This is a genomic window from Paracoccus cavernae, assembly GCF_042430175.1.
GTDB classification, from domain to species: Bacteria; Pseudomonadota; Alphaproteobacteria; order Rhodobacterales; family Rhodobacteraceae; genus Paracoccus; species Paracoccus cavernae.
This window is the reverse complement of record NZ_JBHMDZ010000001.1, coordinates 119123-142996: the sequence shown is the minus strand read 5'-3', so window position 1 is coordinate 142996 and position 23874 is coordinate 119123. Positions and strand designations below refer to the sequence as shown.

Annotated in this window: 21 protein-coding genes; 7 read left to right on the top strand and 14 right to left on the bottom strand. The window is 66.2% G+C overall.

Going from position 1 to position 23874, the window contains the following annotated elements; genetic code table 11:
* Positions 1-252: 252 nt before the first annotated feature.
* On the bottom strand, positions 253-906 hold the full coding sequence (locus tag ACFFUC_RS00685) for a ribonuclease T2 family protein (protein ID WP_377682590.1): 654 nt from the start codon (positions 904-906) through the stop codon (positions 253-255).
* 161 nt (positions 907-1067) lie between these two features.
* Here ACFFUC_RS00685 and ACFFUC_RS00680 point away from each other — a divergent pair, with 161 nt between their 5' ends.
* Positions 1068-1820 carry a DUF1013 domain-containing protein gene (locus ACFFUC_RS00680; protein ID WP_377682588.1) on the top strand — a complete coding sequence of 251 codons (753 nt, stop codon included), beginning with the start codon at positions 1068-1070 and terminating at the stop codon, positions 1818-1820.
* Positions 1821-2140: 320 nt separating this feature from the next.
* Here the strand turns inward: ACFFUC_RS00680 and ACFFUC_RS00675 are convergent, their stop codons facing one another.
* Complete coding sequence (locus tag ACFFUC_RS00675; protein ID WP_377682586.1) at positions 2141-3610, bottom strand: NAD-dependent succinate-semialdehyde dehydrogenase; 1470 nt, start codon at positions 3608-3610, stop codon at positions 2141-2143.
* 62 nt (positions 3611-3672) lie between these two features.
* Positions 3673-4656 carry a P1 family peptidase gene (locus ACFFUC_RS00670; RefSeq protein ID WP_377683589.1) on the bottom strand — a complete coding sequence of 328 codons (984 nt, stop codon included), beginning with the start codon at positions 4654-4656 and terminating at the stop codon, positions 3673-3675.
* Between the two features lie 243 nt (positions 4657-4899).
* On the opposite strand from ACFFUC_RS00670, the gene msrA reads away from it, so the two are divergent.
* Positions 4900-5484 (top strand): peptide-methionine (S)-S-oxide reductase MsrA, encoded by a 585-nt coding sequence (gene msrA / locus ACFFUC_RS00665; RefSeq protein WP_377682584.1) that lies wholly within the window; start codon positions 4900-4902, stop codon positions 5482-5484.
* The gene (locus tag ACFFUC_RS00660) at positions 5484-6353 is read left to right on the top strand and encodes a 50S ribosomal protein L11 methyltransferase (protein ID WP_377682582.1); all 870 of its coding nucleotides are present in this window, start codon (positions 5484-5486) and stop codon (positions 6351-6353) included. The genes msrA and ACFFUC_RS00660 overlap by 1 nt, the downstream gene beginning before the upstream one ends.
* Positions 6354-6538: 185 nt before the next feature.
* On the opposite strand, the gene ACFFUC_RS00655 is transcribed toward ACFFUC_RS00660, so the two are convergent.
* Together ACFFUC_RS00655 and ACFFUC_RS00650 are read right to left on the bottom strand one after the other, a co-directional pair.
* Positions 6539-6733 carry a DUF1127 domain-containing protein gene (locus tag ACFFUC_RS00655; protein WP_377682580.1) on the bottom strand — a complete coding sequence of 65 codons (195 nt, stop codon included), beginning with the start codon at positions 6731-6733 and terminating at the stop codon, positions 6539-6541.
* A gap of 230 nt (positions 6734-6963) precedes the next feature.
* Positions 6964-7686 (bottom strand): 16S rRNA (uracil(1498)-N(3))-methyltransferase, encoded by a 723-nt coding sequence (locus ACFFUC_RS00650; protein ID WP_377682579.1) that lies wholly within the window; start codon positions 7684-7686, stop codon positions 6964-6966.
* Positions 7687-7698: 12 nt separating this feature from the next.
* Between ACFFUC_RS00650 and ubiA the strand changes: the two genes are divergently transcribed.
* The 3 genes from ubiA (at position 7699) to ACFFUC_RS00635 (ending at position 11877) form a co-directional block, all read left to right on the top strand.
* Entirely contained in the window at positions 7699-8646 is a 948-nt protein-coding gene (ubiA, locus tag ACFFUC_RS00645) for a 4-hydroxybenzoate octaprenyltransferase (protein WP_377682578.1), read from the top strand.
* A gap of 62 nt (positions 8647-8708) precedes the next feature.
* Positions 8709-11498, top strand: coding sequence for an OmpA family protein (locus tag ACFFUC_RS00640; RefSeq protein WP_377682576.1), 2790 nt, complete (start codon positions 8709-8711; stop codon positions 11496-11498).
* Positions 11499-11547: 49 nt separating this feature from the next.
* Complete coding sequence (locus ACFFUC_RS00635; RefSeq protein WP_377682574.1) at positions 11548-11877, top strand: hypothetical protein; 330 nt, start codon at positions 11548-11550, stop codon at positions 11875-11877.
* A gap of 75 nt (positions 11878-11952) precedes the next feature.
* Here the strand turns inward: ACFFUC_RS00635 and ACFFUC_RS00630 are convergent, their stop codons facing one another.
* From ACFFUC_RS00630 to smpB, 3 genes are all read right to left on the bottom strand, one after another.
* Positions 11953-13137 (bottom strand): amino acid aminotransferase, encoded by a 1185-nt coding sequence (locus ACFFUC_RS00630; protein ID WP_377682573.1) that lies wholly within the window; start codon positions 13135-13137, stop codon positions 11953-11955.
* Positions 13137-13988, bottom strand: coding sequence for a 3-mercaptopyruvate sulfurtransferase (gene sseA / locus ACFFUC_RS00625; RefSeq protein ID WP_377682572.1), 852 nt, complete (start codon positions 13986-13988; stop codon positions 13137-13139). The genes ACFFUC_RS00630 and sseA overlap by 1 nt, the downstream gene beginning before the upstream one ends.
* A gap of 68 nt (positions 13989-14056) precedes the next feature.
* Positions 14057-14536: an SsrA-binding protein SmpB gene (gene smpB / locus ACFFUC_RS00620; protein WP_377683587.1), complete on the bottom strand. Its 480-nt coding sequence runs from the start codon at positions 14534-14536 to the stop codon at positions 14057-14059.
* 203 nt (positions 14537-14739) lie between these two features.
* Between smpB and ACFFUC_RS00615 the strand changes: the two genes are divergently transcribed.
* On the top strand, positions 14740-16422 hold the full coding sequence (locus tag ACFFUC_RS00615) for a thiamine pyrophosphate-binding protein (protein WP_377682571.1): 1683 nt from the start codon (positions 14740-14742) through the stop codon (positions 16420-16422).
* A gap of 7 nt (positions 16423-16429) precedes the next feature.
* Here ACFFUC_RS00615 and ACFFUC_RS00610 read toward each other — a convergent pair whose 3' ends face one another.
* From ACFFUC_RS00610 to ACFFUC_RS00585, 6 genes are all read right to left on the bottom strand, one after another.
* Positions 16430-17842: an inorganic phosphate transporter gene (locus tag ACFFUC_RS00610; protein WP_377682569.1), complete on the bottom strand. Its 1413-nt coding sequence runs from the start codon at positions 17840-17842 to the stop codon at positions 16430-16432.
* A 9-nt stretch (positions 17843-17851) separates the two neighbouring features.
* The gene (locus tag ACFFUC_RS00605) at positions 17852-18313 is read right to left on the bottom strand and encodes an NUDIX hydrolase (RefSeq protein WP_377682568.1); all 462 of its coding nucleotides are present in this window, start codon (positions 18311-18313) and stop codon (positions 17852-17854) included.
* Positions 18310-18741, bottom strand: a complete 432-nt coding sequence (gene arfB / locus ACFFUC_RS00600; protein WP_377682566.1) for an alternative ribosome rescue aminoacyl-tRNA hydrolase ArfB — start codon at positions 18739-18741, stop codon at positions 18310-18312. Before arfB ends, ACFFUC_RS00605 begins: the two co-directional genes overlap by 4 nt.
* 68 nt (positions 18742-18809) lie before the next feature.
* Positions 18810-20921, bottom strand: coding sequence for a penicillin-binding protein 1C (gene pbpC, locus ACFFUC_RS00595; RefSeq protein WP_377682564.1), 2112 nt, complete (start codon positions 20919-20921; stop codon positions 18810-18812).
* Positions 20922-21114: 193 nt separating this feature from the next.
* Positions 21115-22332, bottom strand: coding sequence for a YcjF family protein (locus ACFFUC_RS00590; RefSeq protein WP_377682563.1), 1218 nt, complete (start codon positions 22330-22332; stop codon positions 21115-21117).
* A 12-nt stretch (positions 22333-22344) separates the two neighbouring features.
* Positions 22345-23727, bottom strand: coding sequence for a YcjX family GTP-binding protein (locus tag ACFFUC_RS00585; RefSeq protein ID WP_377682561.1), 1383 nt, complete (start codon positions 23725-23727; stop codon positions 22345-22347).
* Positions 23728-23874 lie beyond the last annotated feature (147 nt).

Genomic DNA, 23874 nt, shown 5'->3' with positions numbered 1-23874 from the left:
GCGCCGCGTGCCGGCGCGGCTCTTTGCCTCCGGCGGGGATATTTCGGCATGAAAGAGACCGAAAAACCTGCTGGCGTTAAGCGCGCGTCAACCTTTGTCCGCCATGGTGGGGCTACGGTACAGGCGGGGACGCCGATGGCCGTCATGGAAGATGCCACACCCTGGCCACGGCCCCCGGGCAGGGTGTGTGCTTCTTTGTGCCATGATCTTTCATGCCGAAATATCCCCGCCGGAGGCAAAGGAACGGGCGGCTCAGAGTGGCGGGGACATCAGCATGCTGCGGGTGCAATCACGCCGCGTATCGGGCGCGCAAGCGCGCGGTTCGAGATCCTTGGTCAGGCAGATCCTGACCTCCTGGATGTCGCGGCCCTGACAGGTCACGGTGATCCCGTTGCGCGTCAGATCGGGGTTTGCTTCGATAAAGGCATCCTCGAGCACTTTGGCCGGAAGCGAGACGTCGCGGTCGAGTTGCGCAAAAATCTCGGGGATGATGATGGCTGCGCGGGCCTGGCGGATGGTCTCGTAATACTGCGGCGCCGAAAGGCCGGAGCAGCTGCCGTGTTTGCGCCATTGGTACCATGCGAGGCCGGAGGAGCCCATGATATCGACCATCTCGCGGCTTTGTCTGCGGCTGGGGCCGGAGGCTGTTGTCGGGCAGTCTTTGGGCCAGCCCTGTTCGAACTGGGGCCAAAGTCCGTGGACGGTGAAGCCCGCCTTGCGGCCGCGATCGCAGGAATTGCTGTCGCGGGTATCGCGCGCATTGCGGCACCAGCTCGGGGCCCAGCTGAGCGCGAGCACATAGTAATCGAATTCTCCGGCGCGGTTTTGGCGGCGGTCTTGCGCTGTGGCGGGCAGGGCGAGCGCGAGGCAGGCGGTCGCGACAAGGGTGCGGATCAGGGCTTTCATATCGCGAACCTAGTCGCCGGCTTTGCTCTTGACCATGAGATTCGGGCTTTATCGGGCGCATGAAACTCAGTATATGTCATGTCAATTCCCCCACTGAAAATGGAATGGCGCCCGCCAAAAGCCGTTTTCCGGCCTAAAGAGTTATTGCGAAGGAGACACAGATGAGCAAGCCGCTGATGGCCAAGGCCACCGCAGTTTGGCTGGTCGACAATACGACGCTGAGCTTCAAGCAGATTGCGGATTTCGTCGGCATGCACGAGCTTGAGGTTCAGGGCATTGCCGATGGTGATGTTGCCGTCGGCGTGAAGGGCTTCGACCCGATCGCGTCGAACCAGCTTGACGAGAGCGAGATCGAGAAGGGCCAGAAAAGCCCGATCTACAAGCTTCGTCTCAAGCACAACCCCGCAGCCGAAGGCGAAGAAAAGCGCCGCGGCCCGCGTTACACGCCGTTGTCCAAGCGTCAGGACCGCCCCGCCGCGATCTTGTGGCTGGTCAAGTTCCACCCCGAGCTTGCGGATTCGCAGATCGCCAAACTGGTCGGTACGACCAAGCCGACGATCGCCTCGATCCGCGACCGGACCCATTGGAACATCCAGAACATCACCCCGATCGATCCGGTCGCTTTGGGTCTGTGCCGCCAGTCCGAACTGGATGCGGCCGTCCAGAAAGCCGCCAAGAAACATGCGGCCGCCGGTGATGTGATGACCGACGACGAGCGTCGCAAACTGGTCAGCACCGAGGCTTCGCTCGCCATGGGCGAAGAGCCGCGCCTGCCGTCCTCGATGGCCGGTCTCGAGACCTTCAGCCTCTCGCGCGACGAAGAGGACAAGCCCGAACCCGAGCTTGATGCCGACAGCTTCTTCAATCTGCCCGATGCGGATGACGAGGATGAAGACGAGGACGACCGCCGCTGATCGGCGGTCGGGGTCCCCTGAGGGCCCCAGACAATCTTTTGGGCGATCAGTCGCTGGTCGCCCAAAGCACGACACTTTGTCCGGCAAGGGCATGGCGTTGACCGGTGTGACGGTCAGGCCCGCCGCCCCTCGGGCCGGCAGAACGTCTTTCCCGTTTGCAGCAGAATGTTCCCGCCGGATGGCGTGCAGCCGGCGTTTGCGGTGATCGTTCCGTGGGGCGGGGCTGCTCCGATAGGTCATCGCCCCGAAAAGGGTCCGGTTCGGGGTCGCCGCCAGTCGCTTTGGCAACGATCCCGCATTGTCCGGCCTGACGCCTGTGGTCAGATCGACAGGCAGATGTATTTCATCTCGAGATAATCCTCGATCCCGTGGCGCGATCCCTCGCGGCCAAGCCCCGATTGCTTGACGCCGCCAAACGGCGCGACCTCGGTCGAAATCAGGCCGGTGTTCACGCCGACGATGCCGTATTCGAGGCCCTCTTGGACCCGCGTGATCCGTCCGATGTCGCGGGCGTAGAAGTAAGAGGCCAGCCCGAAGATCGTGGCATTGGCGCGCTCGATCGCTTCGGCCTCGGTCTCGAACTTGAACAAGGGCGCCAGCGGGCCGAAGGTTTCTTCGGTCGCGACCAGCATCGCATCCGTCACGCCGGTGATCACGGTCGGCTCGAAGAACAGGCCGCCCTTGGGCTTGCCGCCGGTCAGCACCTTTCCGCCCTTGCCGAGCGCATCCTCGATATGCTCCTCGACCTTTTCGACGGCGGCCTGATTGATCAGCGGGCCGGTGGTCACGCCCGCCTCCATCCCGTTGCCGACGCGCAGCTTTTCGACAGCCGCCGCGAGCTTGTCGGCGAAAGCGTCATAGACGCCCGACTGGACATAGATGCGGTTCGCGCAGACGCAGGTCTGGCCGTTGTTGCGGTATTTCGAGGCCATCGCGCCTTCGACCGCCGCATCAAGATCGGCGTCGTCGAAGACGATGAAAGGCGCGTTGCCGCCCAGCTCCATCGAGCATTTCAGCACTTGTTCGGCAGCTTGGCGCAGCAGGATGCGGCCTACTTCGGTCGAGCCGGTGAAGGTCAGCTTGCGCACCAGCGGGTTCTCGCAGAACTCCTTGCCGACCTCGGAGGAGCGCGACGAGGGCACCATGCTGAAGATCCCCGCTGGCAGGCCCGCGCGTTCGCCCAAAACCGCGATGGCCAAGGCCGAGAGCGGGGTTTCCGATGCGGGACGCCCGACAAAGCCGCAGCCCGCCGCCAAAGCGGGGCCGCATTTGCGGGTGATCATCGCATTGGGAAAGTTCCACGGCGTGATCGAGCCTACAACCCCGATCGGCTGGCGGATCACGCTGAGGCGTTTGTCCGAGGCGTGGCCGGGGATGGTCTCGCCGTAGATGCGCTTGGCCTCTTCGGCGAACCATTCGATGAAGCTTGCGCCGTAAGCGATCTCGCCCTTGGCTTCGGGCAGCGGCTTGCCCTGTTCGGCGGTCAGAATGCGGCCAAGATCGTCCTGGTTTGCCATCATCAGATCGAACCAGCGGCGCAGGATATTGGCGCGTTCCTTGGCGGGGCGGGCGGCCCAATCCTTCATCGCTACATGGGCGGCGGCAATCGCGCGGGTGACATCGGCGCGGGCCATATCGGCGACCTCGGCAATGGTCTCGCCGGTGGCGGGGTTGGTCACGGCAAAGGTCTTGCCGTCCGCCGCATCCACCCACTCACCCGCAACATAGGCGCGGGTTTCAAGCAGCGAGGGGTCTTTGAGCGAGGATCTCAACAGGTCGGCGGCAGTCATGCGGGCTTCCTTGGCGGCTGGATTTGCGCCAGCAGAGCAAAGTGGCGCGGGCTTGTCCAGTTTCACGCACGGGTCTGCCAGACGGGTTGCAGATCGCCCTCGCGGCTTTCGGCGGCATGGACGGCGCGTGCAATGGCGCGTGCGAGCGTCGTGGCGGCGGCATGGCCGATGCGGAAGGCCTCGGGCATGGGGTCGCCGAGCGCGCGTGCGCCGGTCGAGACCGCGAAGACCAGATCGCCGTCGATCGGCGTATGCGAGGGCACGATTGCGCGCGCCATGCCGTCCTGCGCCGCCGTCGCCATGCGCAAGAGCCCCGCTTTGTCGAGATCGGCATCGGTCGCGACGATGGCGATGGTCGTGGCCTCGCCCAGACGTTTGAGCGGTTGCGGCTCGTGTCCGGCATCAAAGGGTCCGCCGAGGCCCAGCCCGCCGAACTCCGAGCCGAGCTCCCAAGGGGCGGCCCAGAACTGCCCCGAGGGCGCGGTGACCGAACCCAGCGCATTGACGACGACCAAAGCGCCAACGGTCGTGCCGTCTTCGAGCACCGTCGAGGCCGAGCCGAGCCCGCCTTTCCAGTTGCCGGTCATCGCGCCGGTTCCGGCCCCCGCCGTGCCGATGGAAAACTCCGGTCGGGCGCCGTCGAAGGCGCGCCTTCCAAGCGCGGCATAGGGGCTCTCGTCCCAGCCCTTGTCGCCGCCGTTGAGCAGGTCGAAGACGATCGCGCCCGGTACGATCGGAACCTGCACCGGCCCGACGGCAAAGCCGCGCCCTTTGGCGCGCAGCCCCGCCATGACGCCCGAACAGGCGTCGAGGCCGAAGGCCGAGCCGCCCGAAAGGACCAAGGCGTCGATCTCCTGCACCAGCTTGTCGGGGGCGAGCAGGTCGGTTTCACGTGTTCCGGGCGAGCCGCCCATGATGCTGACGGCGGCGCGAAAGGGCCGCTCTGCGGTCAGGACGGTGCTGCCCGATTTCAGCGCGTGATCCTCGGCATTGCCGACCAGCAGGCCCGCGACATCGGTGATCAGGTTTCTCGGGCCTTGGCGCATCATATCCTCGCATTCCGCTTTTTCCGGTGCTTTGGCGCATGATCGGCGCGCATGAGGCGGGCCGCAAGGGGGGCCACGCAACCGGTTCGGCTCTTGGACGTTGTAGAAAGCCCGGCCAATCCTTACCTATTGGACAAGAGTTCCGACCCGATTGCCGCGCGGCCGGCGATGGCGACAGCAACCGCCACACCAACCGCCGCCCGCCCGCCTCGCCGGACCGACCGCTGAAAGGATATGTTCGACATGACAGCCCCGCTCCACCGCATTTTCGACAGACCGCTTGACGCTCCCGTTCCTCCGGGCTTTGACGAGCTCATTCTGGGGATGGGGTGCTATTGGGGTGTCGAGCGCCTGTTCTGGCAGCTCGACGGCGTTTACATGACCTCGGTCGGCTTCGACGGCGGCCATGTCGACCACCCGAGCTACCGCGAGGTCTGCGGCGGCGGCACCGGCCATGCCGAGGTCGTGCGTCTGGTTTACGACAGCTCGCGCATCTCGACCGAGCAGCTCCTGCGCATCTTCTGGGAAAACCACAACCCGACGCAGGGCAACCGGCAGGGCAATGATGTCGGCGACCAGTACCGTTCGGTGATCATGTATACCAACGATCACCAGCGCGCTTTGGCCGAAGCCTCGAAAATCGACTACGACAACCGCCTCGCCGTCGAGGGTTTCCCGAAAATCACCACAGAAATCGTTCCGGCCGGTCCGTATTGGCTGGCCGAGGACGATCATCAGCAATATCTGGACCGCTACCCGGATGGCTATTGCGGCCTGCGGGGGACTGGCGTGAGAGCGTCGCAAACCGAAGGACACGAGCAGAGCTGATGGCTACCTGGACCGCACTGACCTATACCAACGGCCGCGAGGCCGCCGAAGCTTTGGCCGAGCAGGCCGAGAACCTGACCCCCGAGCCCGTCGGCACCGGCGTTTTCGAGATCGAGGACGGATCGGATCGCTGGGAGGTCGGCGTCTACTTCACCGAGGAGCCCGACGGCATCGTCCTCGATCTTCTGGCGGCCGCTTTCGGTGCGAAGCCTTTCGTGCTCTCGGAAGTGCCCGATGTCGATTGGGTCGCCCATGTGAAGCGCGAGCTGACGCCGGTCGAAGCGGGCCGCTTTTTCGTCTACGGCAGCCATGATGCCGATCAGGTCCCCGAGGATGCCGAGGCGCTTTTGATCGAGGCCGCGATGGCCTTCGGTACCGGCCATCACAACACCACCAAGGGCTGCCTGCTGGCTCTCGACCGGTTGGTCAAGGAAGGCAAGAAGTTCGAGCGCATCGTCGATATCGGTGCGGGCACGGCGGTTCTGGCGATGGCTGCGGCGCGGGTCTATCCGGTCGTGGTTCTGGCGGGCGATATCGATCCGGTTGCGGTCGATACCGCCAAGGCCAACGTGATCGCCAACGGGCTCGACGGCCGCGTCGAATGCGTCGAGGCGGTGGGCTTCGACCATCCGCTGCTTGAACGCGCGGCCCCCTATGATCTGGTCTTTGCCAATATCCTCAAACAACCGCTGATCGATCTCGCGCCCGATATGGCGCGCTATATCGGCCATGGCGGCAAGGCGATCCTGTCGGGGATCCTGACGACGCAGGCCGAAGAGGTGATCGCCGCCTACGAGGCGCGCAACTTCACCCTCGATCAGCGTGACGACCATGCGGAATGGTCGGTGTTGGTGCTGACGCGCAAATAAGCGCGGCGCGGCTGCGGCAAGGAAAAAGGGCGGGGCCGCGAGGCTCTGCCCTTTTTTCGTGCAGTTTTTGCGCGGGCAGGGCGGTTCGCCCGAAACCTGGCCCGCAACCTGGCCCGAAAAAGAAAAAGGCCCCATCCGGTTTTGCCGGGGGGGCCGTTCTCGTAGGCGGTTTTGCTACGCTGGGATCAGCGGCGTGCCGCAACCCGGTCGATATCGCCGCGGACCAGACCGATATCGTCCAGTTCACGATCAGAAAGGCTGTTGAGCGACTTGCGCGTCACGCGTGCGTCGTTCCAATCCGAAATTGCAGCCACGAGTTTCGAAACAAAACCAGCCTGGCGCGTCCCGCCATGGACGCGGTTCGTGTCAATTGCCGACATCATCTCACCTATGTTTGTAAATTGCCCAATCATTGGGCCGTTGTTCGATGCTGGTGATATAGATCGGGCATATGACTAAGGCTAGGCCGCCAAAGGCAAGTCAGCTATGCGCGCCGCGCATAAGGTACCGATTTCATTAAACTTTTACATGATCGCGGTTTCGAGAGCAAGGCAATATTCTTGCGGAATTCTGCGCTGCGGCATTGGAATGTGTCTGTGACGTGGGGGCATTAGCCTTTCCAGTCACCCAAATGGCTCTGCCAGAGCGCGATTGCCGCAACCGCAGCGGTATCGGCGCGCAGGATGCGCGGACCAAGGCTGACGCGGGTCACGAAGGGAAGGGAGCCCAACTGTTGCCTTTCTGCATCGGACCAGCCGCCCTCGGGACCGATGAGAATGGCCCAAGGTCCCTCCGGCAGGCCCGAAAGGGTTTCGGCGGGGCCGGCAAGGGCCTCGTCGGCCCAAAGGATGCGGCGAATCGGGTCCCAGCCGGCCAGCAGCTTTTGCAGCGACACGAGATCGCCTACCGGCGGCACGAAGGTACCTCCGCATTGCTCGGCGGCCTCGACCGCATGGGCCTGCAGACGGTCCTGACGGATGCGCTCGGAGTTGGTGCGCTCGGTCTGGACGGGCAGAATGCGCGCGGCGCCCATCTCGGCGGCTTTCTCGACGATGAAATCGGTGCGCGCTTTCTTGATCGGCGCAAAGACCAGCCACAGATCGGGCGGATTGCGCTGCGACGCGCTTTGGGCCACGGCGACCAGCTCGCCGTTGCGCTTGCCGAGCCGCTCGATGCGGGCCAGCCATTCGCCGTCCTGGCCGTTGAAGACCAGAATTTCGTCACCCGGACCCTGCCGCATGACGCCGTGAAGATAATGGGCCTGATCGGAATCAAGGGCTATGCCTTGTCCTGCGCCAAGCGGGTGATCTATGAACAGCCTGATTTTTGCCATGGGGGCAACCTAATGCAGACGAGCGGGCAGATACCAGAGGCGGTCGCAGATGCGCCAAAGGACAATTGGGTCGATCTTTACGCCCCCGAGGCGTGGAGACCGTGGCTAAGGCTGTCGCGGGCCGACCGGCCGATCGGGACATGGCTGCTGTTGCTGCCGTGTTTCTTCGGGCTGGGGCTGGCGATGATGGCGACGGCTCCGCGCTGGTTCGATCTGTGGATCGTCATCGCCTGCACCATCGGCGCTTTCGTCATGCGCGGCGCGGGCTGCACATGGAACGACATCACCGACCGCCATATCGACGGCAGCGTCGCGCGCACCCGCTCGCGGCCGATCCCCTCGGGGCAGGTGACGGTGACGGGGGCGGTGGTCTGGATGATCGCGCAATGCCTGATCGGGCTGGTGATCCTGCTGACGCTCGGCAAGGCCGCGATCATTCTGGGCGTGGTCTCGCTGGTGCCGGTCGCGGTCTATCCTTTTGCCAAACGCTTCACATGGTGGCCGCAGGTCTTTCTGGGCGTGGCCTTCAACTGGGGCGCGCTTCTGGCCTGGGCGGCCCATACAGGCAATCTCGCGCCCGCGCCGGTGATCGCATGGATCGCGGGGATCTGCTGGACGGTCTTTTACGACACGATCTACGCCCATCAGGACGCCGAGGACGACGCGCTGATCGGGGTGAAATCGACCGCGCTTTTCTTTGGCGAGGATTCTCCGCGCTGGCTTTTGGGCTTTGCTATCGCAACTGTGATCCTGGTGGCTCTGGCTGTTCTCGCCGTCGGGCCGAGCGGGCTGTCGGCGGTGCTGGCATGGCTCGGACTCGCGGGATTTGCTGCACATCTGGGCTGGCAGCTCTTGCGGTTCGACCAATATGACGGGGCGCTTTGCCTGAAACTCTTCCGCTCCAACCGCGATGCGGGGCTGGTTTTGGCTGTCCTTTTCGGCCTTGCCGGACTGGCCTGATTGCGAAATCCGGGCCCAGGGTTTAAATCCGGCGGACCGGAAACAACCTTAGGTCCCCTCGCATGACCCAGCCGTTGCAGCCCAAAAGCCCCAAGAAACCGCAGCGCTCGCGCCTCGCGCGCGGTGCCGCGACTGTTCTGGCCTTGGCTGCTGCAGGCGGTTTGTCGGTCTTTGCCGCGACGGCCGCCGCCGATCTTCTCGAGGAACGTCTGGGCAACGAGGCCCGCGCGGCATTGTCGGAGGCGGGCTATGACTGGGCCAGCGTCGAGGTGCAGGGCTTGCAGGTCCGTCTTCAGGGCACCGCCCCGAACGAGGTCCAGCGCTTCCGCGCCATGCTGGTTGCCGAAGGCGCGGTCGATGCGGGCCGCGTGATCGACCAGTTCGAGGTCGCGCAAAGCACCGTCGCCAAGGCTCCCGATTTCGAGGTCGAGCTGCTGCGCAACGACGAGGGCATCTCGATCATCGGCCTCGTGCCGGCGGGGGTCGAGCGCGCCGATCTGACCAGCGATCTGAAGAAGGCTACCGGTGCGGCCAAAGTCACCGACCTGCTCGAGACCGCCGATTATCCCGTCCCCGAGGGCTGGGATGCGGCTTTCGGCTTCGGTCTTAAAGCCGCCGAACTGGCCCCCCGCGCCAAGATCTCGATCGCGCCCGCGCGCGTGACGGTCACTGCCATTACCGATTCGCGCGAGGAAAAGACCGCGCTCGAGGCGGCGCTCAAACGCGCCAAACCCGCCAATGTCGCGCTGAGCACCGATGTCACGGCACCGCGCCCGGTGATCTCGCCCTTCACGTTGCGCTTCGTCAAAGACGACGAGGGTGTGCGCTTCGATGCCTGCGCCGCCGATACCGAAGAGGCCCGCGACACGATTCTGGCCGCCGCGACCCGTGCGGGGCAAAAGGGCGATGCCGCCTGCCAGCTCGGCCTTGGCGCGCCCTCGCGCGATTGGGGTCGGGCAGCGGTCGCGGCGATCGATGCCGTCGAGGGGCTGGGCGGCGGGCAGGTCACGCTTTCGGGCACCGATCTCGCGCTTCAGGCACCGGCAGGCACCACACAGGCCAAGCTCGACGAGATCGTGGCGCGGCTGCAGGCGGCGCTGCCGCCGCTTTACAGCCCGACGGCCAGCATCGCGACCGGCGGGGCCGAGCAGGGGCCCGCGGAGTTCTCGGCGGTGGCGGCAGACAGCGGCAGTGTCGTTTTGCGCGGCCGCATCACCGATCAGCGCATGCGCGATGCGGTCGAAAGCTTTGCCCGCTCGCGTTTCGGCCAGATCGACAGCGCCTTGCGGCTTGATCCCGAGGTCCCCGCGGGCTGGACGGTGCGCGTGATCGCCGCGCTCGAGGCAATGGCGGGGCTCGAGAACGGCACCGTCCATGTCAGCCCCGAGCTGATCCGCATCACCGGCGTCTCGGGTAGCCAGACCGCCTCGGACAGCGCTGCGACCGCTTTGGCCGAACGTCTGGGCGCGGGCGCGAATTACGAGCTGGCCATCCGCTACAACCGCCGCCTCGATCCGCTGCTGGGCCTGCCTTCGGGCGCGGAATGTATCGAGCGGCTGAATGTGGTGATGCGCGAATCGCTCATTGGTTTCGAGCCGAACAAATCGGTGATCGCGGGCGATCCGACGCCGACGCTCGAGCAGATCAAGGCGGCGATGACCGATTGTCAGGAGTTCCGCATCGAGATCGGCGGCCATACCGATTCGCAGGGCTCGGACGGGTTCAATGCCGATCTGTCGCGCAAACGGGCGCAGGCGATCCTTGCGGCGATGACCGACAGCGGAATCGACACCAGCCTGATGACGGCGCGCGGCTATGGCGAGAGCCTGCCGATTGCCGATAACGAGACCGAAGAGGGCCGCGAGGCCAACCGCCGCATCGAATTCAAGCTGCTGGCCGAAGAGCCGGTGCAGGACAGCCCCTCCGCCGCGCCCGCAATGGTCAGCGGCGTGACCTCGGATCTGCCCGCGCCCGAGCTGGTGGGGCCGGTGCTGCCAGCGGACGGGCCAAGCGCTGCCGACGCCGCCGCAAACACGCCCGAGGGTGCCCCCGAGGCCGCGCAGGACCCGCAAGCCGCGCCTGTCGCGCAGGGGGCCGATGTGCCCGACGAACTGCGCGATTACGCCGAGATGATGTCGACGATCCTTGTCACCGAGCTGGTCCAGATGGGCCATGTCGACGGCAGCGGCCTGACCTTCGACGGCGAGCAGGAGCAAGCGGGCGAGGGTGAAGCCGCCCCTGATGACGAAACCGCACCCGAAGCGGCGGCGGACGCCGCTACTGCTGCCCCCGCCGCGCCCGAGGACGGCGCACAGGACGGGACGCAGGACGGGACGCAGGAAGGGGCAGCGAATGCGCCGGCGCGCGCCGAACCCCAAGCTGCACAGGCTGGCGGGGCCGCGCCGGCGGCGGCTGGCGCGACCGGCCCGCAAGCGCCGCTGACCCGCGTCTCCGGCCCCGATCCGGTCACCGCGACCGAGGCCGTTCTGGCGCCGCTGGTGCCCGAAACCGCGATTGCCGGAGCCTCGTCCGAGACTGCTTCCGACATCCCCGCAGCGACGCCTTCCGCAGAGACTACTCCCGCATCCGGCACCAGCGATCCGCTTTTCGCCAATGTCTTCGATCCGCTCGATCTGACGGCTTTGACGGCACAGGGCCTGCCCGATTGGACGCGGATCCGCGCGGCTATGGGGATTGCGCCGCTGGTCGGGGTTGGCCATTCGGTCAATCCGGCACAATCGGCCTCGACAGCGGGACTTGCGCCGCTGCAAGATCGCGCAGCGGACTATCCCGTCCAGACGCCCGACGAGACCACGCCGCGCCCGCAACCGCGCCCCGCAACCGCACCCTGAGCGGAACCGCAGTCCCGCCCTTCACGCCCGCCCCAAGCCGACGAGCATCATGAACCGTACCGAATTCATCATTGCGACCGCCATCATCCTGTTTGCGGTCTTCCTGTTGGGCTGGCTGGTGAATGCCCTGCTCAGCCGCTTCAGCCGCGTCGCGCCGTCGGAAATGGACGAGGTCGAGAAACTCTCGCAAAAGCTCCATGATGCCGAACAGGCCCGCGACCGCGCCATTCTCGATCTGGAAAACCGCGAGGCCGATCTGACCGCACGCCTGTCCCATACCTCGAGCGAACTCCGCTCGGCGATGGACGGGCTGCGCGAAAGCCGCGCCGAGATCGAAGAGCTGCGCGACTATATCGAACGCAAGCTGGCGCGCCGCTAAACCGCTCGCCCGCCCCTTGCCGCAATGAAAAAGGCCCGCGCGATGCGGGCCTTTTCTGTTCTGACCGGCTGGAAATCAGACGCCGGCTTCGATGATGGCGCGGGCGAGGATCGGCACGCTCTCGTCGTTCAGACCCGCGATATTGAGGCGCGAATCACCGACGAGATAGATCGCGAAATCATCCTTGATCTTCTTGACCTGCTCGGGAGAGGCACCCAGACGCGAGAACATGCCGCGGTGCTGCTCGACAAAGTCGAAACGGTTCGAGCCCGAGAGGGCACGCAGCTCGGAGGCCAGATTGGCGCGGATGCGCAGCATCCCGTTGCGGACTTCTTCCAGCTCGGCTTTCCAGTCGGCGGCAAGTTCCGCATCCGACAGGATGGTCGTGACGATGCGCGCGCCGTGATCGGGCGGGAAGGAGAAGGTCTGGCGGTTGAGGAAAGCCATCGCGCCCTGCGTCAGGTCACGCGATTTGGTGTCGGTCGCAATCGCGATCAGCACGCCCGAACGCTCGCGGTAGATGCCGAAGTTCTTGCTGCAGGACGCCGCGATCAGCACTTCGGGGAAGCTTTCCACGATGATGCGGGTGCCCTGCGCATCTTCTTCCAGACCGTCGCCGAAGCCCTGATAGGCCAGATCGATCATCGGCGTCGCGCCGGTTTTGGCGATGACGGCGGCGATTTCCTTCCACTGCGCGACGGTCAGGTTCGCGCCGGTCGGGTTGTGGCAGCAGCCGTGCAGCAAGACGACATCGCCCGCTTTGGCCTGCGCCAGATCGGCCTTCATGCCCTCGAAATCGACCCCGCGCGAGGCATTGTCGAAATAGCGGTAGGGGATCGTCTCGACGCCCATCCATTTCAGGATCGACAGGTGGTTCGGCCAGGTCGGGTCCGAATAGAAAACGCGCATCTCGGGGCTGCCCATGCGGGCAAGCTCGAAGCCCTGACGCAAGGCGCCGGTGCCGCCGACCGTGGCCAGAGTCGCGGTCAGCTCGGGCTTGTAGAGATCCGCGAGGATCATCTTGGCCATTGCCTCGCGATATGCGGGCTCGCCTGCCAGAACGGTGTAGCTTTTCGAGGTCTCGGTCTCGAGCAGGCGGGCCTCGGCGGCCTTGACGGCGCGCATGATCGGCGTGTGGCCGGTCGGATCCTTGTAGACGCCCACGCCAAGGTCGATTTTGCCCTGTCGGGGATCGGCCTTGAACTCGCCCATCAGGGCCAGAATTTTATCGGGATCTTGGGGGGTCAGATTCGACAGCATCACGCGTCTCCGGTTGCGATTTTAAGGTCGGGAAAACTGCCCCATTCGGCCCAGCTTCCGTCGTAAAGCGAATGGTTGCGGTGCCCGATGCGCTCGAGCGCCAGAAACAGCGTCGCCGCCGTCACGCCCGAGCCGCAGGTCGTGATCGCGGGCTTGGACAGATCGACACCGGCGGCTTCGAACGCGGCGGTCAGATCGGCCACGGATTTCATCGTGCCGTCTTTTTCGTAAAGCTGGCCGAAGGGCAGGTTCTTGGCACCGGGGATATGGCCCGAGCGCAGACCGGGGCGCGGCTCGGCAACCTCGCCGCGGAAACGCTCGGCGGCGCGGGCGTCGATGATCTCGTGATCGCCCAGCTTCGAGGCCGCGGCAACCTGCGTCACGTCGCGCACCAAAGCGGCCTGACGCTGGACGGTCATGTGGCGGTCACGCAGGATCGGAGGCATGTCCTCGACCGGACGGCCCTCGGCCTGCCACTTCGCGAAACCGCCGTCGAGCACCGCGACGTCGGTCTTGCCCATCAGGCGGAAGGTCCACCAGACGCGCGCGGCGCTATGGAGGGGCGAGTTGTCGTAGATCACGACCTGATGGCCGTCACCGATGCCCATGGCACGCATGCGGCTGACGAATTTCTCGACCGGCGGCGCCATATGCGGCAGGAGGCTGCGGTGGTCCGAGATCTCGTCGAGGTCGAAAAAGCGCGCGCCGGGGATATGGGCGGCCTGATATTCGGCCTGCGCATTGCGCGCCGGATCAAGATGCCAGCTGGCGTCGATGACGCGCAAATCAGGGTCGTTCAGATGAGCGGCCAACCATTCGGTCGAGACCAGCGTCTTCGGATCGTCGGACATGCGCATTCCCCCCGCAAAACAAGCCTTGCACGATGTAACCGGCAAGGGGCGGCGCTGCAATGCTTCGCTTAGTCTGAACTGCCTTGTTTCAGAAGGCGCTGTTTCTGGCGTCCCCAATCGCGTTTGGCGTCGGTTTCGCGCTTGTCGTGGTTCTTCTTGCCCTTGGCGATGCCGATCTTCAGCTTCACGATGCCGCGGTCGTTGAAATACATGACCAGAGGAATCAGCGTCATGCCCTCGCGGCCGATCGACTGCCAAAGCCGCGACAATTCCTTGCGCGAGACCAGCAGTTTGCGGCGGCGGCGCTCTTCGTGCCCGAAGACGCCAGCCTGTTTATAGGCCGCGATATAGGCGTTGATCAGCCACAATTCGCCCTGTTCGACCGAGGCATAGCTTTCGGCGATATTCGACTGCCCCGTCCGCAGGCTTTTCACCTCGGAGCCGGTCAGGATGATGCCGACCTCGAGATCGCTTTCGATGAAGTAATCGAAGCGGGCGCGGCGGTTCTCGGCGATGATCTTGTAATTGGGGTCTGATTTCGTGGCCATGAAAGCGAGATAGTGATCGCGCCCGCTTCTGTAAAGCCGCCCCGCAAAGCGCGTGCGCTGCCGTGGCGCATTTGCCCCGACCGCGAAGGGGGGAAAGCGGCGCGGCGACAGGCGGGCTTGCCGTCGCGCCATGCCTCGCACAGCATGGGACACAAGATATGGCGCGCAGGATGGCGGCGCAGGTCACGGGTGGAGGATGCGGAATGCGGCACGGCGGGCAAATTCTGGTCGAGGCGCTCAAGGCCAATCGCGTGAAGCGGGTGTTCTCGGTTCCGGGCGAGAGCTTTCTGGCGGTGCTCGACGGGCTCTACGAATCGGGGATCGAGAACATCGTCTGTCGTCACGAAGGCGGCGCCGCGATGATGGCCGAGGCTTACGGCAAGCTGACCACGACCCCCGGCATAGCCTTTGTGACCCGCGGGCCGGGCGCCACGAATGCCAGCGCGGGCATCCATGTCGCCATGCAGGATTCGACCCCGATGATCCTGTTCGTGGGTCAAATCGCGCGCGCCGACCGTGACCGCGATGCATTTCAGGAGGTGAATTACCGCGCGGTTTTCGGGGGACTCGCGAAATGGGTGGCCGAGATCGACCAGACCGCGCGCATCCCCGAATATCTGAGCCGCGCCTTCCAGATCGCCATGTCGGGCCGCCCCGGCCCTGTGGTTCTGGCGCTGCCCGAAGACATGCTGTCTGCCCGCGCCGAAGTCGCCGACCTGCCTGCCGCGCGCCCCCGCCTTGATGCCGTCGCGCCCGAGGCTGTCACCGCGATCCTTGAAGCCTTGGCAAGCGCCAAGCGCCCGCTGGTCATCGCGGGCGGCACGCTGTGGTCACAGCAGGCGGCCGATGATCTGGCGCGGTTTGCGTCGGCTTGGGGTCTTCCGGTCTCGGTCTCCTTTCGTCGTCAGGGCCATTTCGACAATGCCCGTCCCGAATATGCGGGCGACCTTGGCGTGGGAATGAACCCCGCCTTGGGCGAGGCACTGCAGCAATCCGATTGCATCCTGTCGCTCGGCTCGCGGCTGGGCGATACGCTGACGCGCGGCTACGAGCTGATGAATCCCGCGCGTCCCGACAAGCGTGTGATCCATATCCATCCTTCTCCCGACGAATTGGGCCGTCTCTGGCAGCCCGATCCGGGGCTTGCCGCCGATCCGCGCCGCGTGATCGCCGCCTTGGCCGAGCGCCCCGCGCCGCCCGAAAATGCCGCTTGGCGCGACTGGACCAAAGGGCTCCGTGCCGCTTACGAGGCATGGCAGCAGCCCAAACCCACTCCCGGCGCGGTCCGCATGGAAGAGGTCGTGGGCTGGCTTTCCGCCAACCTTCCCGCAGACGCGATCCTGACCAATGGCGCGGGCAATTACGCGGCCTTCCTGCACCGCTATTACCGCTTCCGCCGCTTCGGGACGCAGCTTGCGCCGACCTCGGGGTCGATGGGCTACGGCCTGCCCGCCGCGATTTCCGCCAAGATCGAGCATCCCGACCGCACCGTCGTATGCCTTGCGGGGGACGGCTGCCTTCAGATGACGGTGAACGAGCTGTCGACGGCGGCGCAATATGGCGCGGCGGTGATCGTGATCGTGGCCAATAACGGGCGCTACGGCACGATCCGCATGCATCAGGAGAAGACCTATCCCGGACGGGTCTCGGGCACGGATCTGGTCAATCCCGATTTCGCGGCTCTGGCGCGGGCCTATGGCGGCTATGGCGAGAGGGTCGAAAGCGGCGCGGATTTCGCGGGCGCTTTCGCGCGGGCGCAGGCCGCGGGGACTTTGGCGGTGATCGAGCTGCGGCTTGACCCTCAGGCGCTCACGACCGGCGCGACGCTCGATCAGACCCGCGCCGCCGGAGAGGCCGCACAAGAGGCTGGCCAGTCGCGCGCCTGACGCCCTCTCAGGCGATCAGCCACGCACAACCCGCAGCCAGTAGCGCCGAGGCGGGCACCGTGACCAGCCAGGCGCCGAAGATCGTGCGCATATGCGAGCGGCGCACGAGATGGCGGCGCTTGTGTTCCTCGTCGGGGAGGGGGGCGCGGTCGCGTTGGGCGCGCCGGTCCTCCCATTCGCGGTAAAAGCCCACGCCGAAGACGCCCCCGACCGCGACATGGGTGGTCGAGACCGGCAGACCGATGCTCGACGCGCCGATCACCGTGGCCGCGGTCGCGACCGAAACGCAAAAGGCCCTGCTGGCGTTCAGCCGCGTGATCCGGCTGCCGACCATATGGACCAGCCTGCGACCGAACAGCATGGCGCCGCCCGCGATCCCCAGACCGGCCAGCAAAGGCGACCAGGCCGCAATGCTGTCGACCGGCCCGTCGCTCGCCAACAGCACCGCCGAGAGCGGCGCAATGACATTGGCCGCATCGTTCGAGCCATGCGCAAAGCCCATGGCCAGCGCCGAAATCACCAGCGGCAAAGCGAAAATCGCCTTCATCGCGGCGCGCGGCGATTGCTCTCGCGCGAACTGGCGGTCAATGGCGGTGCCTGCATACCACCAGCCAAGCGCGCCGACACCAAGCGCGGCAAGCATCGAGGGCAAAGCCGCGAAACCCAGCGCCAGCTTGAAAAGATTGAGCGTGAACAGCACGCCGAGCATGCCGATCAGCCAGGGCAACCAGCGCCGCGCGGCCTTTTGGCGGTCCTGCTGCTCGTAGATCCGCTTGCGGAAAAAGGCGAGCAACAGCGCGGCGATCAGCCCCGACAGCAGCGGCGAGAGCACCCATCCGGTCGCGATCATCGCCATGCTGGGCCAGTTCACCGCCTGCCAGCCGTAAAGCGTGATCCCCGCGCCCGCGATGGCGCCGACGATGGAATGGGTTGTACTGACCGGCGCCGAGGCCCAGGTTGCAAGGCTGATCCATGTCGCGGCCGCCAAAAGTGCGGCCAGCATCATCCGCCCCGAGGTCTCGCCGTGGATCATCGGGATGACGATGCCGTCGCCAAGCCGGTTGGTGACCTCGCCTCCCGCGAAAACCGCGCCCGCGACCTGCATAACGCCCACCAGCACCAGCCCCGAGGTCATGCCGATCGCCCCCGCCCCCACCGCAGGCCCCAGCGAGTTCGAGACGTCGTTGGCACCGATCGACAGTGCCAGATAGGCCGAGACCGCGACTCCCGCCACGATGATGCCGAGGCCGGGGTGGCCGCCGAAAGCACCAAAGGAAATCAGGGCGGCCAAGGCGATGAACAGCACCGCAATCCCCAGCCGGATCATGGATTGGCCAAGCTGGACGCTTGCGCTTTCGGCATTGGAAACGCGGCTCAGATCCTTGTCGAGGATGCGGAAGTCATTGTTCGAATTGGCCATTCCGTGCGGCTATCTCACCCCTTCATAGGCGGGAAGACTGCGCAGCAAGGTCTTGAGACCGGATTCGTCGACGCGCTCGGCCGCTTCGGCAGGGGTGAACCATGCCCGCTCGCGCTCTTCGCTTTCGGGGAATTTCTCGCGCAGCTTTTCGACTTCGATGGCGAAAACGCGGACTTCGACCGGAATGGCGAAACCGCGATCCTGCTGCTTGTCGTAATAATAGCGCCCGCATTCCTTGTCGGAGAGCTTGCCGCGCACGCCGGCCTCTTCCCATGCCTCCTGCTCGGCGGCCTGACCAAGGCTTCGGCCTTCCATCGGCCAGCCTTTGGGAATGATCCAGCGGCCGGTCCCGCGCGAGGTGACCAGAAGCACCTTGCCGGTTTCGGGCTGCAGACACAAAGCGGCGACCTGAAGGGCGGCGGGGCGGCGTCCGAGAAGCCTGCCGAGCTTCTCGCGGAAAAGATCCATCATTCGGCGGCCTCGCTGTCCGAGACACGTCCGCGCAGGGTTTTCACCTGTCCGCGCTGGGTCTTGCCCGCCAGCCTGCGCTTTTGGCTGCCGAGCGTCGGGCGCGTGGCGATCCGGCGCTTGGGCGCGACGAGGGCCTCGCGGATCAGCTCCGCCAGTCTTTCGCGTGCCAGTTCACGGTTACGCAGTTGCGAGCGCGTTTCCTGTGCCAGAATGACGATTGCGCCATCCACCGTCCAGCGCCTGCCGGCCAGACGGCGCAGGCGGGTTTTCACGGCGGGGGTCAGGCCGGGCGAGCGCTCCGCCTCGAAGCGGAGTTCGACCGCGGTCTCGACCTTGTTCACGTTCTGGCCGCCCGGTCCCTGAGACCGGGTGAATTGCTCGGAGAGCTCCCATTCCTGGATTGCGATATGATCGTCGATGCGCAGCATGTCTTAAATATGTAAGGAAAATTGGCGAAGGAAAGGTTAATTGGTGCCGATGGCCGCAATTTGATCGACTAATGTAGCCGGATCGAGGCAGAGGCGGATGTTCCGTCGGCATCGATGACCGTCATGCGGGCAAAGCCGGGGCCCGGATTGGGGATCTCGGCGCTGGGTTGGGGCTGGGCGATCGCGACCGGCGCACCGTTCACGAGGAATGTATAGGGCGCGCGGCCACCGCGGGCTTTGGCGGTCAGCGGGCTTTTGGCGTCCATTTCCGCCCCGTCCGGCGGAAAGGTCAGGCGCAGGCTGTCGGGTGCCGCGGGACGGGCGGCGACGGCGCTGGCCTCTCCGGCGGGGGCAAAGCGGCGCAGCGGCAGCGGTAGCGCCGCATTCGGGACCGTCAGCGTTTGGGGCGGCGGCGGCGGCAGCGCGATATCGGGCAGGATGTCGAAAACATCGAACAGAAGCGGCGCTGCGAGATCGCCCCCGAAAGCGCCGGGGACGGGCGTGCCGTCCGGCCGCCCCATCCAGACCGCCACGACATAGCCGCCGTTATAACCCACCGCGAGCGCGTCGCGGTTGCCGTAGGAGGTGCCGGTTTTCCACGCGATCCGTCCCGAAGGACGGCCGGTCGGGGGCAGGGCCTGCGCCATGATATGGCCGACCTGCCAGGCGGCGACGGGGCCGAACATCGCGGTTTCGCGCGGCTCTGCGCCACCGGGCAGCGGCGAGAGGGTGATCCCCGTGCCGCCCCGCGCCAAAGCGGCATAGCCGTTCGCCAGTTCCTCGAGCGTGACGCCCGCGCCGCCAAGCGTGACCGCAAGCCCCGGTGCCGCCCCGCCCGAGAGCCGCAGGTTGATGCCGCCCCGCGCCAGGGTCTGGGCGATGCGGGTGGGGCCGGTGACTTCGGCAAGCTTGACCACGGGAATGTTCAGCGACCAGATCAGCGCCTGCCGCATCGAGACCGTGCCGCGGAACTTGTTGTCGAAATTCTGCGGCTGCCAATGGCCGAAAGCCGTCGGGCGATCCTCGATCAGGGTTTCGGGATGGGCGATACCGTCGTCAAAGGCCAGCCCGTAGACGAAGGGCTTGAGGGTCGATCCGGGCGAGCGCACGGCCTGCGTCATGTCGATGAAGCCCGAGGACGGGCCTGCCGCCCATTCGGCCGCGCCGACCTCGGCCAGAATCTCGCCGTTGCGGTGGTCGGCCAGAACCAGCGCTGCCGAGACCCGATGCCCCTGCGCCTTCGAGGCCCGCTCGATCAGGCTTTCGGCGCGGCGTTGCAGGCGCAGATCGATCGTCGTCCCGATCCGCGTCGCGCCGGGATGGCTGCGCGCAAGCCGGTCCGCCAGAAGCGGCGCGACGGCGGGAAAGGCGCGGCGTCGGGTCGGGACCGGCTCGGCCATCGCGGCCCGTGCATCGGCCTCCGAGATCAGCCCCGCCTCGGCGGCGCGGGCCAAAACGCGGTCGCGCGCGGTTTTGGCGGCCTGCGGGTGGCGGTCGGGGCGGCGGCGTTCGGGCGATTGCGGCAAAGCCACGAGCAGCGCGGCCTCGGCGGGGGTGAGGCGATGCGCCTCTTTGCCGAACCAGAGCAGCGAGGCGGCGCGCACCCCTTCGACATTGGCGCCATAGGGGGCGAGGCGCAGGTAGAGGTCGAGGATTTCGTCCTTGCTCAGGTTGCGCTCAAGCGCGAGCGCGAGCCGCATCTGGCGGATCTTGCCCTGCCATTCGCCGGTCGGACCTTCCTCGAGCAGCCGCGCCACCTGCATGGTCAGGGTCGAGGCACCCGAGACCACCCGCCCGTGCCTGAGCGATTGCCTCGCCGCGCGCAAAAGCGCCACCGGATCGACGCCGTTATGCTCGGCGAAGCGGCGGTCCTCCCATGTCGTCAGCATGGCGATCAGCAGGGGGTCGACCGGACCCGGAGCAAGCCGCCAGCGTCCGTCCGCAACCTGAAAGGCCCGCAAAAGCGCGCCGTCGCGGGCAAGGACCTCGGTGCCAACGGGGACTTCGAGAAGGGGCAGTTGGGTGCGCGCGACCCAGTCATCCAGCCGGTCGCGCAGCCCCGCGCCAAGCGCCAGCACCCCCGCGAGCGCAAAGACCGGCAGCGAAAGGGCGCGAGGATCACGCGCGGCGTGGGCCTTGCGCGGCCTGCCTTGGCGGTTCGAGAAGGGAAAGCGGATCATGACCGATCCATCCTAACCGCCGCGCGCCCCTTTGGACAGAGAGGCGGCCCGTGCCGCGAGGGTTGCTGTGCCTGGGCTTGCGACACGTCTTGTGCCCCGCACCGGAACAGGGGCCGGAGGGCAGACGGGCGTGACGGGGCACCAGACCGCAACTGCCGTCGCGGACGGGCGGGGGCTGTTCGGCCGGATCGCCTCATTCATCGGGGCGGCGGGCGCGGGTCGGGGCCTGTTCGTCCTCGCCGAAAAGCCCTTTGAGGCCGCGCGTGATCAGATTGCCGACGCGGGGGCGGCGCTGGTGGATGAAGGGCAGGGGCCGGCAGACCTCCATCGCGGCAATGCCGACGCGGGCGGTCAGCGCGCCGTTGACGACGCCCTCGCCGAAGCGCTTGCTGACCTTGGCCAAAAGCCCGCCGCCCGCAACCGTATGGATCAGATCATCGCCCGCCGCGACCGCGCCTGTCGCCACCAGATGGGCCATGACGGTTTTCGCCAGCCGCCAGCCGCCGACCGCGCCGGCGCGACCGCCGTAGATTTCGGCCATGCGGCGGATCATGCGCAGATTGGCGGCCAGTGCCGCGATGACATCGGCCAAAGCCAGCGGGATCAGCGCGGTTGCGGCGGCCACGGTGCGGGCGGCGGCCTCGATCTCGCGGCGGGCCTGCTGGTCGAGATCGGCCAGAAGCTGGGTCTCGGCCAAGGCGAGCAGGCTTTCGGCATCGAAGGTCTCGTTCCTGCGCTCGGCCAGATAGGCGCGTCCGCCCTGCAGTTCGGGACGCCCCGCGTAAAGCGTGGCCAGCTGGTCCGTGACCTTTTTCGCGGCCACCAGATCGCCGGTTTCGAGCGCCGACACCGCCTCGCGGTTGATCTGGTCGATCTTGGCGAAACGGTGCCATGCGCGGTACTCGCGCCATGCCATCAAGAGCGCGGCAATCGCGAAAAGCGCGAAAAGCGCGACGCCGATCCAGCCGAGCAGCGGATAGCTGACCAGCAGGTTCGAGATGAAGCGCATCGCCGCAACCGAGAGCAGGAAGGTGAAAAGCGCCGCACCCGTATTGATGAAGAACCGCGTCAGCCGCGAGGGTCTGCCGCCGATGATGCGCGAGACGAGGCGCATGGTGCGCGGTTGCGGCTGGCCATAGCCGCCGTCATCGATCAGCGGCGCATCGGCGGGCGAGGGCTGGGTCTCGAGCGGGGCGCCTTCGGGGCGGGGCGGGCGGCGGTGGCGGTCGTCGCCGAAATTGTCACCGAAGCCATTGCCGGAATCATCGCCGGTTGCGGCGGATTCGGGCCGGATTGCGGCGGGGCTTTCCGCGTCATGGTGGCGCAAAGCCGCGGCTTTCGGGGCCTGCGGCGGCGCGGGCTCGACCTCGATCATGACGGGGCCGCGGCGTTTGGGTGTCTCGTCGCTCATGGTGCTGCCCTCTCAGATCCGGTCGCCGATCAGGAATTCCGCCGCGCGGTCCAGACGGATATGGGGCGGCCCGTCGCCCGGCCGCAAGGTATTGGGCGCGGGCGCGAGATCCATGACCGCATAATCGCCGTCGAGCCAGTCGCTCGCGCCCTGCATGGCGGGATTGAGGATCTCGGCGGGATTGAGCGGCAGCTCGCCGGGGTAAAAGCTCGCCTGACGGCCGTCCATCAGGCGACCCCGCACCGCCGGAAGCTCTTCGCCATCCTGCGTGATGATGTCTTCGGTGGTGCAGCGCAGGGCGGCGATCGACATGGCCTCGGTTCGGGCACCCGCGAAGTCGGCGCGGTCGCGGGCCTCGCGCAGCATGGCCGAGACGATATTGGTCAGGCGCGGATGCTGGATATGGTGGAGATGGTCGGCCTTGGTCGCGGCGAAAAGGATGCGCTCGACGCGGCGCGTGCCCAAAAGCTGCGAGAGCCAACCCGCGCGGCCGGGGCGGAAGGCCGAGAGAATGTCGGCCATGGTGCGGCGCATGTCCTCGACCGCGGGGGGGCCTGCATGGATCGCGCCGAGGACATCCATCAAGACGACCTGCCGGTCGATCCGCGCGAAATGGTCGCGGAAGAAGGGCTGCACCACCCGTGTCTTGTAAGCCCCGTAGCGGCGCGCGAATTCGCGGTAAAGCGCGCTGCCCTCGAAGTCGCGCGGCAAGGGTGCGAATGTGAGCGCGGGCGATCCGGCCATCTCTCCGGGCATGAGGAGGCGCCCCGGCGTGCAATCGGACCAGCCCGCCGCCCGCGCGGCGCGCAGCTGGTCGGTATAGCCGGTAGCGAGGCGTTGGGCGATCTCTTCGGAAAAGGTCTCGGCCCCGTTTTGCGCGGGGTTATGGGCGGCAACCAGCGCGAAATAGTCGCTGTCGCGCGGGCGTCCGACCATCCGATCGAGCACCTCCGCCGACCAGTCGGCAAAGCTCTTGTCCATCAGCCGCAGATCCAGCAGCCATTCGCCCGGATAATCGATGATATCGAGATGCAGGTTCTGCTGCCCGCGCATCCCCGCAATCAGGCCGCGCGGCTGGAGGCGCAGCGACAGCCGCATCTCGCTGACATGGCGCGTGCCTTCGGGCCAATGGGGGTCTGCGCCGGTCATGTCGGCGAGGTGGCGCTCGAAGTCGAAGCGCGGAATGGTGTCGTCGGGCTGGGGTTGCAGCCAGGCCGCCTTGATCGTCCCGTCCGAGGCCGCGCGCAGGCCCGGCATCCGGCCGCGATCGAGCAGATTGGCGACCAGCGAGGTGATGAAGACCGTCTTGCCCGCCCGCGACAGACCGGTGACGCCGATCCGCAGGACGGGATCGCTGAGGCCCAAGCCCTGCATCAGATCATCGGCAATGCCCATTGCACCCTCTCCGCTGTTTCTTGCCAACAACTTAACCACAGAACGCGGTGCGCGACAGATGGTTCTGGCGGAGCAAAGATTTAGCGCCTGCGTCACGCCATTGTGGTGCGCCAAGGCGGGGGATATGCCGTGAGGGGGGAGGGATCG